Here is a 19,293-nt window from a genome sequence, read left to right on the forward strand (position 1 = left end):
GGCTCGTAGGTCGGACCCTCATCGGGCCCCTACGGTGAGGCTAACCTAACCTTACCCGCGATGCCACTGGCGCCGAACGAATGAGGCGCGGACCACACGGTCCGCGCCTCATCACCGTTCCCAAGGCCCTACTGGCCGCGGTACATCTCCGCCACCAGGAACGCCAGGTCCAGGGACTGGCTGCGGTTGAGCCGGGGGTCGCACGCCGTCTCGTAGCGCTGGTGCAGGTCGTCGACGAAGATCTCGTCGCCGCCGCCCACGCACTCGGTGACATCGTCGCCGGTCAGCTCCACATGGATGCCGCCCGGGTGGGTCCCGAGGCCGTGGTGGACCTCGAAGAAGCCCTTGACCTCGTCCAGCACATCGTCGAACCGGCGGGTCTTGTGCCCGCTGGCCGCCTCGAAGGTGTTGCCGTGCATGGGGTCGCACACCCACGCCACCTGGGCGCCGGACGCGGTGACCTTCTCCACCAGGTTCGGCAGGTGGTCGCGGACCTTGTCCGCCCCCATGCGCGTGATGAACGTCAGCCTGCCGGGCTCGCGGTCCGGGTCCAGCCGCTCGATCAGCGTGAGCGCGTCCTCCGGGGTGCTCGTCGGACCGAGCTTCACCCCGATCGGGTTCCGGATCCGGGCGGCGAACTCGATGTGCGCCCCGTCGAGCTGCCGGGTGCGCTCACCGATCCACACCATGTGGCCGGAGACGTCGTACAGCTGCCCGGTCCGGGAGTCGACGCGGGTGAGCGCCGACTCGTAGTCCAGGACCAGTGCCTCGTGGCTGGAGAAGAACTCGACCGTCTTGAACTCCTCCGGGTCCGTCCCGCACGCGTGCATGAAGTTCAGCGCGCGGTCGATCTCGCGGGCCAGCGCCTCGTAGCGCTGCCCGGAGGGGGACGACTTCACGAAGTCCTGGTTCCAGGCGTGCACCTGCCGCAGATCCGCGTATCCACCGGTGGTGAACGCGCGCACCAGGTTCAGCGTCGCCGCCGAGGCGTGGTACATGCGCTTGAGCCGCTGCGGATCCGGGATCCGGGCCTGCTCGGTGAACTCGAAGCCGTTCACCGAATCGCCCCGGTACGTCGGCAGCGTCACTCCGTCCCGCGTCTCGGTGGGCTTCGAGCGCGGCTTGGAGTACTGCCCGGCGATGCGGCCGACCTTGACGACGGGCACGGAGGCCGCGTACGTCAGGACGGCGCCCATCTGGAGGAGCGTCTTGAGCTTGTTGCGGATGTGATCTGCGGAAACGGCGTCGAACGCCTCGGCGCAGTCGCCGCCCTGGAGCAGGAACGCCTCGCCCCGGGCGACGGCTCCCATACGGGCGCGCAGCTGGTCGCACTCGCCGGCGAAGACGAGCGGCGGATACGACTCGAGGTCCGCGATCACATCGCGCAGAGCCTCTTGGTCGGGCCATTCGGGCTGCTGCGCCGCGGGAAGGTCTCGCCAGGTGTTGCCACCGGCTGTGGGGTTAGCGTTCACGGTCACGCATCCAGGCTAAGGGGTCTCGGCGACGGTCCATGGCAGTGCCCAAAGAATGAGACATCGGTGACCGTTCACGCCCCGACCTCGAACCATACGCACTTGCCCCCGCCGCCCGGGTCGGGCTCCACTCCCCAGGCGCTGGTGATGGCGGCGATCATGGCCAGCCCCCTCCCGGACTCGTCCATGAGCCCGGCCCGCCGCGCCACGGGCATCTCGGCGCAGCTGTCGTGCACCTCGACGCGGACACCCCCGTCGAGGCGGCGTAAGCGGACGGTGCAGCGGCCGTCCGGGACATGGGTGAAGACATTGGCGAGCAGTTCGGTGGCGGCGAGCTCGACGGCGTCGGTGAGCTCGGGCATGTCCCACAGCACGAGATAGACGCGCACCAGGCGCCGCACGTGTCGCGCGGCGTGCGGAGCGGCGGTGAGGGTCAGGTGGTGCTGCTGGGGCGGGGCAGGTGTTGGATTCACGCCACAAGAGTGCAATCGGCCAACTACGCTCTGCTACATCGGAGAATCAACCCTGCTCAACGTTGCTGAGCGGATTTGAACAAGGGGGAAGCCATGACCAACATCCGCGAACTCGACCCCGGATCCTCGCCGCTGGCGTACTACGGCGCGGAACTGCGCCGCATGCGCGAGGACGCGGGCCTCACCCTCCAGCAGTTAGGCGGGATCGTGTTCTGCACGGGCTCGCTGATCGGCCAGATCGAAACGGCGAGGAAGGCGCCGACGCGCCAGATCACGGAGCGCCTGGACGCTGCGCTGGGGACGGGAGGGGCGCTGCTGAGGCTGTGGAAGCTGGTGAGCAGGAGCCAACTCCCGTATTGGTTCCAGCCGTATGCGGAGATAGAGGCGATCGCCACCTCGATCGCGACGTTCCAGGCGCAGCTGGTGCATGGATTGCTCCAGACGGAGGAGTACGCGAGGGCTGTTCTGGGAGCCGTGACTCAGGACCGGCTGGCCGAACGAGTAGAGGCTCGAATGGAGCGCCAGCGCATCCTGGACCGCGCAAACCCGCCTCTCGTCTGGATCATCCTTGATGAGGCCGTGCTCCATCGTCCCATCGGTGGCCGAGAAGTGATGCGAGGGCAACTCGCGCACCTCTTGAGCTTCCGCGAGAGGGAGGACGTAAACGTCCAGATCCTCCCTTTCGAAGGAGGGGCCCACGCGGGACTAATGGGCTCATTCACGCTTCTCCGCTTCGAGGAGGAGCCGGACATCGTCTACACCGAGGACTACGACCGGGGTCACATGACCTTCAATCCGGCGAATATGAGGGATCGTTCGCTCCGCTACGATCTCCTGCAGGCCTCTGCCCTCCCGGTCGAGGACTCGGCGAAGCTGATTGCCCAGGTGATGGAGGAGCGCTATGGGGAGCACCCCTGATCTGACTGCCGCAGCGTGGCGCAAGTCCAGCTACAGCGGCGACACCGGCGGCGAGTGCGTCGAGGTCGCCGCCCTGGAAGGCGCCCAGTGGCGCAAGTCCAGCTACAGCGATGACAAAGGCGGCGATTGCGTCGAGGTGGCTGCGCTGGCAGGCGCCCAGTGGAGCAAGTCCAGCTACAGCGGCGACCAGGGCGGCGAGTGCGTCGAGGTCGCCGCGCTGACAGGCGCCCAGTGGAGCAAGTCGAGCCACAGCGGCGACACAGGCGGCCAGTGCGTGGAGGTCGCGAGCGTCGAAGGCACCATCGCCGTCCGTGACTCCAAGGACCCCAGTGGTCCCGCGCTCACCTTCACACACGCCGCGTTCACCGCCTTCGTCACCGCCGCCGCCAACGGCGAACTCCCGCTCCCCTGACCCCGGTGCAGGGCTGTCCGCTGTACGGTGGCCGAGGCGCCCGAGGAGGACAGCCTCGGCCCTGGTAGGCGTCTACTCCTCCGGCCTCAGCAGCGCCCTGGCGTAGTTCGCCATGGAGCGGTTGTACCTCGGGAGACGCGGAGCCGACGCTCCATGGTCGTCCCGCTCGAAGTCGTCCATCGCCCGCCCACAGTTCGGCGAGCCGCCGTTCCCAGTCGGCTTCCCGGTCCGCGTCGTTGGCCATCCGGTTCGTCACGTCGTTCGAGCGTCAGTCCTGCACGCCGTCCGTCCCCGCCACCAGTGATTCGGCCTGCGGCCGAATCACCTGGCCTCCGCTGCCCGACAAGGCCGTTGAACTCCTTTCCGCTGAATCGCGTGGTTCGTATGTCCGGTACTCCGGAGCATGCCCAAACCCGCGAGGACTCAGAGCAGCGAGGAAGGACTACCATGACAACCAGCCCCGAACCCGACATCACGTCCGCCCCACCGCCGCGCCCGGTCACTCCGGAAGCCGACGTCGTGGCCAGTCTCCACCAGATGCGGACCCGCACAGACATCACGAGGGGCGCGCGCAACGAGGAACTCCGCCTGCCGGACGATCTCGTGGAGTCGCTCGGCGCGATGGCGCGGGCGCCCCAGGCGGTTCAGGCGCAGCTCGACATGGGGGAGCCTGGCCGCCGACCGTCCCCGTTCATCGGTCTCGGCAGCAAGGTGAACGTAACCCACAAGACGACTTTCGACATCCAGGACAGGGACCCGGAGGACGTCAGGTACATCCGCTTCGCGAAAGCGGCCAGGGTCAACAGCGATGTCTCGAACCAGGACCTGAAGATCGGTGTCACGGTTCCTGGCTATGTGAGCTTCGAGACGACTCAGCTGAGGGGAGCAGGTCAGCAGAAGGGCGAGCCGGACGACCGGTTTCTCGAACGAGTCGGCGGACTGGTCAACGAGGCATTCGAAAATGCTGAATGGCAGTATGCCGGGGAGGAGGTCCGCCAGGGCGCGCAATGGTCGTTCGACGGCCCGCACAGGCAATTCGACGGGCCGGTTGCCGACAACAAGCTCCAGAACACCGACACACCGGGTCTGGCCAGCGACGTGGGCCAGTACCCGATTCTTCAGAGGTACGAGTTCATCGGGGTCCTCTACGACCAGAGGGCCCAGCAGATCCTCAACGTCCAGCACTACGGCGACACCCTCAAGGCCCTCAACGAGCAGACCCCCGTGACAAGGGGCATCCCCAGCGCCGCTGCCCTGAGATCCCCCGGGGCCACGACCGGGCAGGCCCAGCGCTCGACTTCGGCGTCCTCGCAGCCTCCGGCCGCGGCCGTCCAGACCCAGACACAGACACAGCAGGGGCAGAGCCCCACGCGCTGAAGCCTCCGCCCCCTTCCGGGCATCCCGGAAGGGGGCTCTCCCCCGGCTCCCCCGCTCCTCCGTTCGGGTGACCTCGGGTCAGGAGTGTTGCCTTCGCATTCACCGGAATGGGTTACTGAATCCGTCCTATTCCGGTGGGCCGCCCATCCTTTCCGGTGGAGTGGAAGGCGCCCACTCGAATACGGAGCATCCCGTGTGATGCCTCCACGCCGAGCGCTCCTCCGGCCTCGCGGCTGCTGTGGAGCCGTCATGCCGACGCCGTACCGCCCCCGCGGGCTTGTCATCGTCACCGATCAGGGCGGGGACTGCCTCGCGATCGTCGAACCGGATTCCCACAGGATCGTGCGCACACTCCACGCGCCGATCCCGCTGGTGGCGCGATCGGCCCCCGACCGGCTGGTCGTGTGCACCGAGGCCGAGGTCAGCGGCGTGCTGGCGGTGCTCGAGGCCGGTCCCTTCTCCGCCACGGCGAACGCGCCGCTGCCGGCACCGGTGCCCCTGGGGACGGCCGACGACGACCCACCGCAACTCTTCAACGGGTTCTCCGGGGTCTTCCCGAACCAGGGCCCGTACAGCGGCGGAACGCTGGTGACCATCATCGGGGAGCACTTGGCCAACGCCACCGCCGTGCACTTCGGCAGCCACCCGGCGGCCGGCTTCTCCGTCCTCGACGACTCGACGATCGTCGCGGTGACCCCCTGGGGCGCCGGGGCGGTACCGGTCACGGTGACCACTCCCGGCGGCACCGCGCGCATCGGCTCCTTCCTCTACATCCCCTGGCCCGGCCTGCGGGGCATCCTGCCCAGCACCGGGCCGATCGGCGGCGGCACCATCGTCGAGCTGACCGGCGTCAACCTGAGCACGGCGATCGTCGTGCACTTCGGCGACGCCGTCGCGCACCCCACGGCCGTCTCCGACCAGCACCTCCTCGTGACCGCTCCCCCCGCGACCGGTCCCGGTACCGTCCCCGTCCACGTCAGGACCGTCGGCGGGGTGAGCAACCGGCTGTTCTACACCTACGCGCCCGTACCGGAGGTCACCGGCGTCACCCCGGCCACCGGGCCGATCGCGGGCGACAGCACACTCCTGCTGACCGGCACCGGGCTCTCCCGCGTCACCGCCGTCACCGTAGGCGGTGCCCCCGCGAGGTCCTTCCGCTCGTACTCCGACTCCCTCGTCGTCGTGGTGACGCCGCCCGGGGTCGCCGGGCCCGCCGACATCACCGTCACCACTGCCGGGGGCACCGTGACGGTCCCCGACGCCTTCGGCTACATGGTGCCCACGCAGACGGCCCTCACCTCCGCACCCGACCCCGCCCTCGTCGGCGGGCCGGTGACCTTCACCGCGGTGGTGACGGGTGTCCCGCCCACGACGGGCACGCCGTCCGGCACCGTCACCTTCGGCTTCGGGGACGGCTCACCCGCCGTCACCACGGCGCTCACCGATGGCACCGCCACGGTCGTCCACGCCTACTCCGCGCCGTCGGACAGCCCCTGGGCCATCACCGCCACCTACGGCGGCGACGTGTTCTTCACGCCCTCCACCGGGACGGACACCCAGGCCGTGGAGGCGGCACCGACCACCACCTCGCTGGTCTCCGCCCCCGACCCGTCCCAGACCGGTCAGCCGGTCACCTTTGTCGCGCGCGTCGCTCCCGTCCCGCCCGGAGCCGGTGCGCCGACGGGCACGGTGACCTTCGACTTCGGCGACGGCACCCCGACGGTCACCCTGCCGCTGACGAGCGGCGCCGCGACCGCGGACCACGTGTACACGCAGACCGCCGGCAGCCCGTACACCGTCACCGCGGACTACGGCGGCGACGCCGAGTTCACGGCCTCCACCGGCACGGACACCCAGACGGTCGGTCAGGCGACGAGCAGCGTCGCCGTCGGCCTGGCCCCCGCCCCTTCCACGGCCGGACAGCCGGTGACCGTGACGGCGACGGTCACCGCCGTCCCGCCCGGGGCAGGCACCCCGACCGGCACCGTCGCCTTCGACCTCGGGGACGGCTCACCGGTCGTCGTCGCACCGCTCACCGATGGCACCGCCCAGGCCACCCACGCCTACACCGGCACCGTCGGCAGCCCGTACGCCATCACCGCGGACTACAGCGGCGACGCCGACTTCTCGTCCGCCACCGGGACGGCCAGTGCGACGGTGGCGCAGTCCTCGTCGACGACAACCGTGAGCTCGGCGCCCGACCCGTCGGTGGCGGGAGAGCCGGCGACCTTCACCGCGACCGTCACCGCCGCCCCTCCCGGAGCCGGCCTGCCCACCGGCACCGTCACCATCGACTTCGGCGACGGCACACCGGGCACGACCGCCGAACTCGTGGGCGGCACCGCCGAGACCGTCTACGCCTACGCCGACACCGCCGGGAGCCCGTACACCGTCACCGCCACCTACAACGGCGACACCGACTTCACCGCCTCCGGCGACACCGGCACCCACACCGTCCAGACCGCCGACACCGCCACCGCCGTCGCCTCCGTGCCCGATCCCTCCACGGTGGGCCAGGAGACGACGTTCGTCACCCAGATCACCCCCGAGGCTCCGGCGGCCGGTACGCCGACGGGAGAGGTGACCTACGCGTTCAGCGACGGAAGCCCGCCCGTCACGGTGCCCGTCGTCGGCGGCACGGCGACGTTCGAGCACACCGATCCGGACGTGGCGAACAGCCCGTACACCGTGACCGCCGGCTACAGCGGCGACGAGAACTTCAACCCCTCCGAGGGCACGGACATCCATGTGGTGCTCCCGGCCGTGACGACCACGGTGGTCAGCGCCTCACCCTCCGTCTCGGTGACCGGACAGCCGGTCGACTTCACCGCTGCCCTCGCCACCGTCCCGCTGGGGGCGCAGACGCCCACCGGTACCTTCACGTTCGACTTCGGCGACGGCACACCGACCGTCACCGCGCCTATGGCCGACGGCACCGCGGATGTCACGCACGCCTACACCAGCGCGGCGCACAGCCCGTACCCCGTGACCGTCACCTACAGCGGTGACCCCAACTTCACGGCGTCCAACGACACGGGACTCCACAGTGTCGAACCGGCCTCGACGAGCACCACGGTCACCGCCATCCCCGACCCGTCCGTGACCGGGGAGACCGTCACGGTCACCGTGACTCCCCTCGCGCCCGGGGCAGGTGTCCCCACAGGGCACGTCGACTTCGACTTCGGCGACGGCACACCGATCGTCACCGGCGAACTCGCGGGCGGCACGGTGACGGTCACCCATGCCTACACCCACGCGGGCGGCCCGTACACGATCTCGGCCGTGTACAGCGGAGACGCCGACTTCACCCCGTCCGAGGACACCGTCTCCCACACCGTCGCGCCGGCCGCGACCACCACCACGGTGATCTCATCGGCGAATCCCTCGGCGGTGGGCCAGAACGTGACACTGATCGCGCGGGTCACACCGGTGCCACCGGGCGCGGGGGCGCCGACCGGCACGATCGGCTTCGACTTCGGCGACGGCACGACGCCCGCCACCGTGCCGGTCTCGAACGGTGTGGCAACGGCGACGCACGCCTACGCCGCCACCGCGGGCAGCCCCTACACCGTCACCGCGTCCTACAGCGGCGACGGCGACTTCGCCGCGTCGTCCGGGACCACCGCCCAGCGCGTGGAAGTGAGCGTCTCGACCACATCGACCACGGTGACCTCCGCACCGGACCCGTCGGTCGTCGGCCAGGCGGTCACGTTCACCGCGACCGTGGTGTCCGTCCCGCCCGCCTCGGGCACCCCGACCGGCACGGTGACCTTCGAGTTCGGCGACGGCACGGCACCCGTGACCAGCTCCCTGATCGGCGGGACGGCGACGGCCACCCACTCCTACACCGCCTCCGGGAACCCCTACTCGGTCACCGCCGGGTACAGCGGCGACGCCGACTTCGAACAGGTCCGGGAGCCCGTACACCGTCACGGCCACCTACAACGCCGACGCCGACTTCACCGCGTCCAGCGGCACGGACACCCAGACCGTCAACAAGGCGGCCACCACCACCGCCCTGGTCTCCTCGCCGAATCCCTCGGCAACAGGTCAGACGGTGGCATTCACCGCGACGGTCGTGGCGCAGGCTCCCGGAGCCGGGACGCCGACCGGCACGGTCACCTTCGCCTTCGGCGACGGCACGGCACCCGTCACCACGCCGGTCACCGCCGGAGCCGCGGCGGTCACGCATTCCTTCAGCGGAACCTCGGGCAGCCCGTACACCGTCACGGCCACCTACAACGGGAGCGACGGTTTCACCGCCTCGAGCGCCACGGCCCCCCAGGCGGTCGACAAGGCGGCCACCACCACCGCCGTGGTCTCCACACCGGACCCCTCGGGAGCCGGTCAGTCGGTGACCGTCACCGCCACCGTCGCCTCGACCGCACCGGGGGCCGCAGTTCCGACCGGCACGGTCGCCTTCAGCTTCGGTGACGGAAGCCCCACCGCCTCGGCGCCACTGACCGGCGGCGCCGCCACCGTCACCCACATCTACACGAGCAAGACCGGCAGCCCCTTCCCCATCACCGCCACGTACAGCGGCGACACCAACTTCACCGCCTCGAGCGGCACCGACACCCAGACCGTCAACAAGACCGCGACCACCACCACGGTGACCACGACCCCCGACCCCTCGGTGACCGGCCAGACAGTGACCGTGAGGGCGACCGTCTCCTCCGGGTCGGGTACTCCGACCGGCACGGTCACCTTCAGCTTCGGCGACGGCACCGGCAACAGCACGGCGACGCTGTCCGGCGGCATCGCGACCATCACCCACGCGTACACGGCCGCGACCGGGAGTCCGTTCACCGCCACGGCCACCTACACCGGGAGCGACAGCCACGGCACCTCCAGCGGGACCGACACCCAGACCGTCAACAAGGCCTCCACGACCACGGCCGTGGTCTCCTCGCCGAACCCCTCCTCGACGGGTGACCGGGTGACCGTCACAGAGACCGTGACCCCGGTCGCCCCCGCCACGGGCACTCCGACGGGGACGGTCACCCTCGCCATCCCGGGGCGCGCGCCCCAGACGGCGACACTCGTCAACGGCACGGCCTCCACGTCGTTCAATCCCCTGCCGAAGGGGACCCACACCGTCACGGCCAACTTCAACGGCGACGCCAACTACGCGTCCTCCGCGGGGAGCACGACGCAGCAGGTGACGAACTGACGCCCCGGCGCGCGGGGGCGGGCGCGGCGGGGCGAGGTCCGCTACCGCCGAACCGCGCTCGGCGGCGCGGTGGTGAACCGCGGTTGGGCGCCGCCGACGGTCACCCTCTGCCGACATGGCGCTCAGCGCAGAGCGGCGGTGCCGGGCCCCCTGAGATCGGGCAGCAGGCGGAAGACCTCGCCCGCGCTGTCGTCGCACGCGAGCTGGAGCACTTCGGCGCCCTGGTCGGTGGACGCGCCCTTCACACCGAGGCACAGCTCGGAGTGGACCGGACGCAGGCGCAGGCCGACCATGGGGTGCATGACGGTCTCCAGACGGAAGACCTCCGCGTTGCCCCGGTCGCCGCAGTAGTCGTCCTCGAGATGCGCTCCGGCCTTGGTACTCATGCCGTGCACACCCGTGCAGCCGGGCCCGAACTCGGGGTGGTCGGTGACCAGGCGCCAGCGGTCGCCGCCCAGCTTCTTCAACGAGAACCGGGGGACGCTCGGTCCGCAGGGCAGTTGATACAGGCGCCCGTTGCTCTGGCCGAGCCGCTCCGACAAGCACAAGGCGGAGTAGGCGAGTTGGAGGCGGTACGAGCCCGGTGCCGGGAGGGCGCCGGGGCTGTAGGACGGGGACGGCGACGTGTCCGGTGCGGCGCCGCCCGTGCTGCCGGAACTCCCGGAACCCGCCGCCACGATCAGCACGGCGATCGCCACGACGGCGGCGGCCCCACCCAGGATGGCGGCCACCAGCAGCCCGATGCGCCGGGGTGGTATCCCCTGGTGCTCGGGGACCGCGGGGCCATCGGCGGCCTGCTCGACGAGGCCGGAGGCGATCAACGCCCGGGTCTCGTTCCACACGGCGGCCTCGGCGTCCCCAAGTCCGCAGGCCCGGACAAACGCGCCGACCATCTCCGGCCTCGGTAACGCGTTCCGGGAAAGCGTTCCGGCGACGGTACTTCGCGGCAGCACCACCCCGGCCGCCTCGGCACGGGCGGTCAGTTCCCGGTACGTCAGCCCCGACCAGCCCTTCAAGTGCCGCATCGCGGCGACGAACTCCTCCGCGTTCCGAGCCTTTCGGGGATCGGGAGAGGACATGGAAAACCCTCGGATCAGTGGGAGGTCTGCCGGGGGTGGATCGTACCCGGCTGCTGTCCCGGACAGTCGCGGCCTGTCCGGGACTGTCCGGGACAGGGGTGTTTCCTTGCCGACGCCTTACCCACCCGAGAAGCATCGGCGGGGCCAGCAAGCGCACTACCGACAAGGAGCAACCATGCTGAAGCGTCGTGCGGTCCTCTCGCTCGCCGCCGCTACGGCCGCCTGCGTCACCGCGGTGGCCCCGGCCGTCGCGAGTCCCGCGGGCCCCATCAACAACGCCTGCGCGGGGGGCGGTTACAACCCCAACAACGCCACCGACGTCCACGTCGCCTCGCAGGAGACCGGCGTGGGCAACGACACCGACGCGGTGCTCCAGATGAAGTACGGCTACATCGGGAGCACGCTCATCGTGTGGGCGAAGATCTACAACGCGAGCGTGGGCGACGGCGCCTCCCTGCGCTGGTCCGACGACCGCGGCGCCAACTACCACCGCTGCGGCCGCCCCGCGAACGCCGGATACGCCTACATCACCTCGGGCGGCGACCAGTACACCCTGGGCTCGAACAACGTGAACGGCCGCTGGTTCAAGGCCTGCGGCTACGACAAGAGCTCCGGCAAGATCGACTGCACCCCGAGCAGCGACACCTGGATCCACTTCTAGCCACCACCGGGGGGAAGCCAAAGGCCCCGAAGGCCGCTTTCACGGGGGGCGACCTTCGGGGCCTGGGCCCATGTCGGACCTTTCATCGCCCAGTTCCTGGCCGAGTTCCTCGAGCCCACGAGGAATCGGCTCCGATGAGAAGACCGCCAGGCGAAGGCCGCCACCAGCATGGGCGGGCTCACCACGCTGCCCACCAAGACCCTGGCCACCCTGCGCCGCCTTCGTCCGCTGACGTTGCCTCAGCTACTGCCGTCACGACGTGCAGAAGCCCCGCCAGAAACGATCTGGCGGGGCTTCACATTTGCGCTTGCGTGCCCTCACAAGCCCCAGGCGGACTCGCGGAACTGCCGCACTTCGGACGCGCTCGTCACCCACTCGGAGATGCGATGCCCGTCCTCGTCGACTTCACGGTGAGGCTCTACGTACCGCCACGGCTCTTGCGGGTCGAACGGTTCATCGAGCTCATCCAGGAAGATGAGCGAATTCTGGACGTGGATCACATCCCCGTCTCGATACATAGGCCAGCAGGAGATGAAATTACTGACTGCCGGATCAGTGATCGAAGCAATGAGACAAGAGGTCGCCTTCTCGGAGCATTCGATTTCCCTCAGGGCACTCTCCCAGCTTCGACGGTATCCATCCACCGACCAGAAGCTCAGAGCCATCATGAACGTCTCCGTGAAGCTGCCGACCCTGATCCTGGCGACAGCCTCGGAGGATGACGGGGCCGCACCCCCCGAAAGCGGATCGTCAATCACCTCGATTGAGAATCCACTATTCTTTGAGGTAGTTGAGGTCTTGGTCATAGGTTCCGATCCGTTGCCCTCTGCGGTTGAACATCTTCCAGCCGTCCGTCACGTTATGGCCATCGACATCAGGAGTGATGTAGTTCTTGCCGTTGGAGAAGACGACCTGGCCATGCGAATTGAACGGCGCTCTCTGCGCGGGAATTCTTGTTCGGTACCCAAGTGCGCCCGCCCGATCGGCCATGGTCCCGGCGTACAGCTCGCGACTCTGCCGACTGCGCTCAGCCACCGTGTCCGGATGGTAGGGGTCACCCTTGAGCGCGGGGGAAGAAGTGTATCCCTCCGGAAGGTCGCAGTTGCTGTTGTGAACCAGGACCGGAGTCTGCCCTGCCAGCACATAGTACGTGTGCAACTCGGCGACCGTCAGGTTGTACGTTCTGCGGTGGGTGTCCAGACCGCCGACGCGGCGTACAACGGCCGTGGCGCCCTTGTCCGTTCGCAGGGTGGTGCCCGGAGCCAGGTCGCCCGCGTCGACCCACTTGTGTCGGGATACGGACCAGAACGGGTGGTGTCTCGTGGTGACGATCGAAGCGTTCTTGCCGGCGTGGGCGACGGTGAGCTTCACGAAGGACTTGTCATCGTCCGTCACGATGGTCGCGACGACGGTCCGCTCCTGGGTCTTCCCTGTCTTCGGATCGGTGGCCAGGACCTTGTCACCAGTCCGCAATTCTTCGATCGGCTTCTTCGCACCGTCAGCCGCCAGTACCTTCACTCCCGCGACGAAGCTGTTCCGGCATGCCTTGGCCACATCTTCGGCCTCGTCGGACGCCTTGCGGAGGAACTTGGCTTCGCGGACCAGCTTCAGGGGCTTGGCCCACGGAACCAACGCCGCGCATCCCAGGACATCCCCGTGCGAGCAGTCCCTGCCGCTGGCGATGGGATTGAAGATGTGCGCGAGCGTGCGAACGATCGTGGTGATCGGCCCCTGAACGCCGCTGGCGAGGTCCTTCCGCCTGCGCGCTTCGTTGGCCTCTCCAATGGTCAGCGTGTTGGTCAGCCGGAAAAGCACCGCGCTGCTGTAGGCGGGCCGCCCCTTCTGCCATTGCACGTAGTTGGAGTGATAGACGGCCTGGTCGGACTTGTTCTGAACATTGTTGCCAGTCTGTTCCACCGGCTTTGTGCCGTCCTTGCAGACCCAACTGCCGCTGCACTCCGGAAACATCATTCCGCTCGGGTCGCTGAAGCTGAGCGGGTTGTTGTTGCCGTAGGTGTAGCCATTGATCTGCTGGGGGTCGGACAGGTCCATGACCGGGTCGACGCTGACGAAGCGGCCCATCGACGGGTCGTACTCGCGGGCGCCCAGGTGGGTCAGCCCCGTGGTGTCCTGGGTGCCTCCGATGAAGCCCTTGTGCCCAGGCCAACCGCTGGGCGTGGCACCGCGCGGGGCGCCGAAGGGCGTGGAGCGGCGCTGCTTGAGGGCCTGCGTGGCGGAGTCGACGGCCAGTTCGCCCGTGCCGTTGTGGTCCGTGACGACGAACGAGAGCTTGTTGTCGTCGGTGCGGATCGCCTGAGCGCCGCCGAGGTCGTAGTAGCGCGTCGCCTTCGCCTTGCTGCTGCCCTTGGCCTGGGAGATCTCCTGGCCGGACAGGTACAGGGTGGTTGCCTGGTCCGTGCGCTGGATCAGGCGGTTTCCGTCTGCGTCGTAGAGATAGCTGGTCGTGCGTGTGGTGTTGTCGGGGTCCCGCTCGGTGAGTGTCGCGAGGTGGCCCTCCTCGTCCCACGTCAGCGACTGCTTGTCCCCGCCGATCGTGCGTGTGGCGGTATTGCCCACGGCGTCATAGGTGTAGGAGTCCTGCGCCGTGCTGCCGTTGGGCCCCACGGTGTCGACCTTCGACAGGGTGTGCGGCTGCGGCGAGCCGGCCGCCGGGTAGGTGTAGGTCTGCTTGATGTCCTTGGCACTGTCACCGGACGGGTCGTGCCGGGTCTGCGCAAGGCGGTTCCCGACGACGTCGTACGTGAAGGACTGCCAGTACGGCGCCGGGCCGCCGATCGCCGGCTTCGTGGGCTGTCCGTCGCACGAGGTGGTGGACTGGGTCCAGGCCTCGGTCAAGCGGCGCTGGTGGTCGTAGGTGAAGCACTGGGTGTCGGTGCCCTCACGGGAGACGTCCGACAGCGACAGGATATTGCCGATGTCGTCGTAGGCGAACGACGAGGACTTGTCCACGCCCGGCACGTCCTCGCGGTCGACCCGTGAGTTGGCCAGGCGCTGGGTGCCCCACTGGAAGGTGTTGGTCACCCAGGTCCGCTTGCCTCCCGCGGCCAGTTCGTACTGGAGGGGCTTGCCCGTGTAGCTGTAGGAGGTGCTGGTGACGTAGGTGCTCTCCCCCGACAGCCTGATCGGCCGTTTGGTGTCGTCGTACGTGTGGACGAGGGGCTCGCCGGGGAGACTGCCCGCCGCCGGGTAGCCGGTGGACTGGACCGTCCCGTCCAGGTTGTACCGCGTGTTCGTCTGGTACGAGCCGGCCAGCGCACCCTCGTCATCCGGGATCGTGGTGGTGCTCCGGGTCACCCGGTTCAGGCCGTCATAGGCGTTGACGGCCGTGGTGTAGGCATTGCCGCCGTCGTAGCGCGTGGACGAGGCGAGCAGGCCCTTGGCACCGAAGACGGTGTCGTACGTCCACCTGGCGCGCAGGGTGCCGGTGGCCGAGCCGTTGCGGAGCTCGGTCTTGCGCCCGAGACCGTCGTACAGGTCGACGAGCTTCTTGCCGCCCGCGTCCGTGGTCGAGGTCAGCTGTCCACGGTCGTCGTAGGTGCTGGTCGTCCTGCCCTTGTCGGGGTCCTTGGCGGCGGTCTGCCGCCCGAGCTGGTCGTACGTGTAGGACCAGGAGTTGCCCGCGGGGTCGGTCACCTTGGCCAGTTGTCCGGCCGGGGTGTAGTCGTAGACGGTCTTGTCCGCGGGACCGGTGGGGCCGGCGCCGTGGTACTGCCACAGCTCGGTCGCCCTGCCCCGGGCATCGGACAGCGTGGTCGTGGTGGTGCCGCCGTCGGGCGGGGTCACGGTGACCCGGTCGCCGTCGTAGTCGGTCCTGGTGACGGACAGGACCTTGCCCGCGTCGCTGTTGCCCGCCACCTGCTTCTGCTGGGTGGGCCGGCCCAGGCCGTCGTAGGTGAACCAGGTCTGCGTCTCCACGTCGACCGCGTCGTCGAGAGAGAAGAGCGTCGCCGAGGGAGTGTGCTCGGCGTAGTACGGGGCGAACGTCTTGGCGGTCAGGCCGCGCTCGTCGTAGAAGTTGTCGCTGATCAGACGGCCGCCCTCGGGGCCGGGGGCCTGGGTCTGGCGCTCACGCAGGAAACCGTCGTACAGGGTGTAGGAGGTCTTCTGGGTGCCCGTGTTCGTCAGCGACTTCGTGCCCACCGCGACCGCGTCCCCCTCGGCCACGGTGTAGGTGAACTCGTAGTTGGGCCTCTCTCCGTTGGCCTTCGAGCGATTCGGCAGCCAGACCTCTGCCGAACGGCCGAGCGCGTCATAGGTGAGGTCGGTGCGCTTGGTGTTCGGGTCGGTCTTCGACGTCGGCTGTCCACGTACCGGATCCAGCGTGGTGGTGGAGGTCCACGCCGTGGAGGCGTCCCCGGCCTTGGCCGGCGGGTCGGTGACCCCGACGGTGGTCGGCAGGCCCGTGGCCGGGGTGTAGGCCGTGGTCGTGGTCCTGCCGTCGGTGCGGGGAGTGCGCACGGGTGCGGCCGATCCGTCCACGGTGACGGTCGCGGTCAGGTCCGTTCCCGTCAGGGCCCGTCCGTAGCTGTCGTAGGTCGCTCCGGACTCGAGGTAGGTGGCCTTGGTGCCGTCGTGCGACTTCAAGGTGGCGGTCCGGGTGACGTCTCCGTCGGTCGGCGCGGCTCCGTAGTCCTGCTTGTCGTAGGCCGTGCGCACGTCGGACAGCACGTCCTTGGAGCGGTCGACGGAGGTGTCGTCGCAGGACTTCGCGACGGTCTCGACACGGGCGGGGGAGTCCAGCACCCAGTCCGCGGCGTTGTCGACGTACGTGGTCCGTGTGCATTGGCTGTCGGACGACGAGGCGGTGTCACCCAGGTCGTCGACCTCAACGGCTCGGCCCGCGGTGTCCTCGAAGTCGGTCTTGACCAGCGTCTGACGCCAGCGGCTGCCTGCGCCGTCGTCCAGCGATGTGAAGGCACGGGCGGAGGCGGCGCCGGTCAGATTCGCCGTTGCCGTCCCCCAGGACCGGATCCGCTCGGCGGTCCGGTGGTGCCAGGGGTGGTTGACCGTCTTGGCCAGGACCTTGCCACCGGGAGCGGAGTACTGCTCGCTCCGGTACTCGAATCCACCGAGCGAGTCATGGTCGGTGAGCTTCGTGCCCTCGCCGTCGTCGACGGTGACGTCCTTGCTGCCGCCGTCGGCCGCGGCCTTGTCACCGTCCATGCCGCGCAGGAAGTAGTGGTCCTCCTGCGTCATCTTCTTGATCAGGCTGCCGGTGCTCACGCGCACATGCCCGTAGCCGCGCCAGGTGGACCAGGTCTTGTACTTCTCCTTTGTCAGGCCGTCGTCGTCGTCGTAGTGCCAGGCGCCCCCGTCGAGGTACGAGTACTGCGTGGTTCCGCCCGCTGCCCCGCCCGTGCGGTCGGTGGTGGTCACGGAGTCGACCACGTACTTGTTGAACCACTGAAGGGTCGGGTGGGGATCGCCCGACGCCTCCATGTACACCGGGTAGCAACGGGTGCTGTTGGACTCTGGCTTGGGCAGATTGCCCGCGTCGCACGCCGCGGAGGAGTAGTTGACGTCGATCTGCCCGCCCGATTCGTCGTCGACCGTCGACAACCGGCTCATGATGAACGGGGCGGTGTCGTCGTTAGGCAGGTCGAGGCGGTTGGGTGCCTGTGTGTAGACGAATGTGGTCTTCGGAAGGGTGATGGCAGGCGAGGCGGACTCGCCGGTGTGCTGAATCGAGTCCAGCAGGAGTTGGTAGTCGATGTCCGCCATGCCCCAGCGGTGGCCGAGCTTCCAGGTGTCCACGTCCGCGTAGGTGCCGTCGGCCTGCCGGACCTCTGTCGTCACACTCGTCAGACGTTTGCGGGACCAGAACGTCGGGGCGTACCGGCCCTTGTCACACTTCGTGCCCGACTTGCAGTTGAGGTCCCAGGGGGTGTCGTACCAGTACCTCGCCTTGTCGTCGATGGTGTCCGCGGCACACGTGACACCGGTCTGCGGGAGGCAGCGTTCCGCGGTGGAGAAGTCGACCCTGGCCAGTGGCTTGGTGTCGTACATCGAGCTGGAACGCAGACCGTACTCGATCCGGTCCAGGTGGCCGCCGCGGGTGTAAGGGGTGTCGTCGGTCGCTTTGAGGTCGCGGCCGTAGGAGTTGCCTTCCTTGGTGTAGTAGTAGGCGACCGCGTTGCCGTGCGGGTCGACGACATAGTCCAGGTTCCACCGCCACGCGCGCTGGCACCACGAGTCGGCGAAGGTGGCCGCGTGGCACGGCTCGCCGGCGTCGTTGCCGTAGACGGGGGTGTTCCAGGTGGAGTCGGTGGCTTCGTCCCCCGACGCCCAGCCGGGCAGGCGGTTGTAGCCGAAGTAGTAGCGAGTGCCGTCCGTGGTGGTGACCCGCCAGTACTCGCCCTCCTTGTCGCCGTTGCCGCGGCTGCTGCTGTCGAGGCGCTCGATACGGGTACCGTCGTCGTCCTTGAGCTTCCACACCCCCTTGCCGGCGGGGATCAGCTCGCCGGCCTTGCCGTTGAAGCTGATGGTGGCGTTGTCGTAGCCCCAGCACAGATCCGCCGGGTCCTGGCCGTCCGTCTTCGGTGCCCCGTCGTCCTTGCACGGTTTGTAGCGCCGTTCGATGAAGCCCGGCCACAGCTGGAAGCCGTCGCCGACCCAGCCTCCCTGGTTGTTCGTGGTCGAGGTACGGCCGTCGATCCCGTCCGAGGAGTACGACAGGCCGACGTTCGGGACCAGCCCGCCGGGCACCTGGGGCACCGGCATGTCGTAGGACCAGGCGAAGGCGCCGGTGTTCAGCGAGGTCTGCCAGGTGGCCGAGGGCGACAGCGAGGTCGCCTTGTAGTCGCCCTGGCTGCTTTCCGGAGCCGCCGTGAGGGCGAGCACCGTCGGGCCCGAAGCTCCCAGTCGCAGGGACGGCGCGCTGACCGCCTTGTCCTCGGAGTCGTTCGAGGAGGCAACGGGAGTGGCCCGGCGGCACCGGGGCTTGTCCGGTGTGACGAGGGCGCACACGGGCAGCTGCACGAGCCTCAGGCGCGAGCCGTACGCACCGCCGAAGGCCTCGGCGAAGCCCCGGTAGTCCACCTCGACACCGACACCACCGGCCTTGTCCACCCCGTCGGCGCGCTCAAGGGTGACCAACGGACCAGCCGCACCCGCCCTACTGGAGGCGTCGCGGTCCAGGACCGCGACGGTGACCTTGTCCACCGCCGGCAGGACGGAAGCGGAGGCCTTCCTCCTTCCCCGCTCGTTCCGGGGCGCGAGCACGGTCAGCGGCAGGTCCCCGGCCTTCGCCCCCGACGAGCGGGCGGCCTCGCCCGCCTTCGTCCGCCGACGCTCGGGCACCGAAACGGTCGCGGTGCCGGGCTCCGGCCAGGCAGCCTTGGGCGCCCGCTGCGGAACCCTGGGCCCGGCGCTGCGCCTGCGCGGCAGGACCTTGCCGTTGTGCCCGGCAAGTGCCTTCTCGGCCGCCGGGAGCTTCGGACGGGAAGTGCTCGGATCGGCTGCCGAGGCCGGCCCCTCGCTCACAGCCTGCAGTCCGGTGCCGAGCAGCACCACCGCGACCGCCAACGCCAATCGGCGCCTCACCCCACCGAGGGCCCACCCGGCCCTCGCACCAACGCTTCTGCCCATGCCCTCGCTGATTCCTTCCACCCCGCCCCACGCCCCTGAGGACTGCGGCACGCACGATCCGTCCTGATGCCATACCTGCGCGAGTCCACGCCCTCCCGGCTCCCCGGCCGCGCGGACCCG

The 19,293-nt window shown here is 69.1% G+C and carries 11 protein-coding genes and 2 pseudogenes; 7 read left to right on the forward strand and 6 right to left on the reverse strand.

Translation table 11 applies throughout. The features are described from left to right. Positions 1-128: 128 nt before the first annotated feature. Both IEY86_RS03605 and IEY86_RS03610 read right to left on the reverse strand, forming a co-directional pair. Positions 129-1,478: a class II 3-deoxy-7-phosphoheptulonate synthase gene (locus IEY86_RS03605; RefSeq protein WP_373286945.1), complete on the reverse strand. Its 1,350-nt coding sequence runs from the start codon at positions 1,476-1,478 to the stop codon at positions 129-131. 68 nt (positions 1,479-1,546) lie between these two features. Continuing rightward, positions 1,547-1,945: an ATP-binding protein gene (locus tag IEY86_RS03610; RefSeq protein WP_229698123.1), complete on the reverse strand. Its 399-nt coding sequence runs from the start codon at positions 1,943-1,945 to the stop codon at positions 1,547-1,549. Positions 1,946-2,038: 93 nt separating this feature from the next. On the opposite strand from IEY86_RS03610, the gene IEY86_RS03615 reads away from it, so the two are divergent. Both IEY86_RS03615 and IEY86_RS03620 read left to right on the forward strand, forming a co-directional pair. Then, entirely contained in the window at positions 2,039-2,863 is an 825-nt protein-coding gene (locus tag IEY86_RS03615; protein WP_189129991.1) for a helix-turn-helix domain-containing protein, read from the forward strand. Further along, on the forward strand, positions 2,847-3,275 hold the full coding sequence (locus IEY86_RS03620) for a DUF397 domain-containing protein (protein WP_189129992.1): 429 nt from the start codon (positions 2,847-2,849) through the stop codon (positions 3,273-3,275). The genes IEY86_RS03615 and IEY86_RS03620 overlap by 17 nt, the downstream gene beginning before the upstream one ends. A gap of 72 nt (positions 3,276-3,347) precedes the next feature. Here IEY86_RS03620 and IEY86_RS03625 read toward each other — a convergent pair whose 3' ends face one another. After that, on the reverse strand, positions 3,348-3,455 hold the full coding sequence (locus IEY86_RS03625; RefSeq protein ID WP_189129993.1) for a tetratricopeptide repeat protein: 108 nt from the start codon (positions 3,453-3,455) through the stop codon (positions 3,348-3,350). A 267-nt stretch (positions 3,456-3,722) separates the two neighbouring features. Here IEY86_RS03625 and IEY86_RS03630 point away from each other — a divergent pair, with 267 nt between their 5' ends. The 4 genes and pseudogenes from IEY86_RS03630 to IEY86_RS03670 all read left to right on the forward strand — a co-directional run bounded on the left by IEY86_RS03630 (position 3,723) and on the right by IEY86_RS03670 (position 9,825). Beyond that, complete coding sequence (locus IEY86_RS03630; RefSeq protein WP_189129994.1) at positions 3,723-4,652, forward strand: hypothetical protein; 930 nt, start codon at positions 3,723-3,725, stop codon at positions 4,650-4,652. A gap of 249 nt (positions 4,653-4,901) precedes the next feature. Further along, positions 4,902-8,549, forward strand: a pseudogene (locus IEY86_RS36155) (Ig-like domain repeat protein); the annotation flags it as partial. A gap of 181 nt (positions 8,550-8,730) precedes the next feature. Further along, positions 8,731-8,871, forward strand: a pseudogene (locus IEY86_RS37975) (hypothetical protein); the annotation flags it as partial. A gap of 135 nt (positions 8,872-9,006) precedes the next feature. Then, positions 9,007-9,825: an Ig-like domain-containing protein gene (locus tag IEY86_RS03670; RefSeq protein WP_229698125.1), complete on the forward strand. Its 819-nt coding sequence runs from the start codon at positions 9,007-9,009 to the stop codon at positions 9,823-9,825. A 122-nt stretch (positions 9,826-9,947) separates the two neighbouring features. Here IEY86_RS03670 and IEY86_RS03675 read toward each other — a convergent pair whose 3' ends face one another. Next, positions 9,948-10,904, reverse strand: a complete 957-nt coding sequence (locus tag IEY86_RS03675; protein WP_189129996.1) for an XRE family transcriptional regulator — start codon at positions 10,902-10,904, stop codon at positions 9,948-9,950. Between the two features lie 175 nt (positions 10,905-11,079). On the opposite strand from IEY86_RS03675, the gene IEY86_RS03680 reads away from it, so the two are divergent. Beyond that, a complete protein-coding gene (locus IEY86_RS03680; RefSeq protein ID WP_189129997.1) occupies positions 11,080-11,565 on the forward strand; it encodes a hypothetical protein in 486 nt (161 codons plus the stop codon). A gap of 317 nt (positions 11,566-11,882) precedes the next feature. On the opposite strand, the gene IEY86_RS03685 is transcribed toward IEY86_RS03680, so the two are convergent. Together IEY86_RS03685 and IEY86_RS03690 are read right to left on the reverse strand one after the other, a co-directional pair. Continuing rightward, a complete protein-coding gene (locus IEY86_RS03685; protein ID WP_229698126.1) occupies positions 11,883-12,371 on the reverse strand; it encodes a hypothetical protein in 489 nt (162 codons plus the stop codon). Then, positions 12,340-19,173, reverse strand: a complete 6,834-nt coding sequence (locus IEY86_RS03690) for a polymorphic toxin-type HINT domain-containing protein (RefSeq protein ID WP_189129998.1) — start codon at positions 19,171-19,173, stop codon at positions 12,340-12,342. The genes IEY86_RS03685 and IEY86_RS03690 overlap by 32 nt, the downstream gene beginning before the upstream one ends. Positions 19,174-19,293: the final 120 nt, after the last annotated feature.

Source organism: Wenjunlia tyrosinilytica, assembly GCF_014646055.1.
GTDB classification, from domain to species: Bacteria; Actinomycetota; Actinomycetes; order Streptomycetales; family Streptomycetaceae; genus Wenjunlia; species Wenjunlia tyrosinilytica.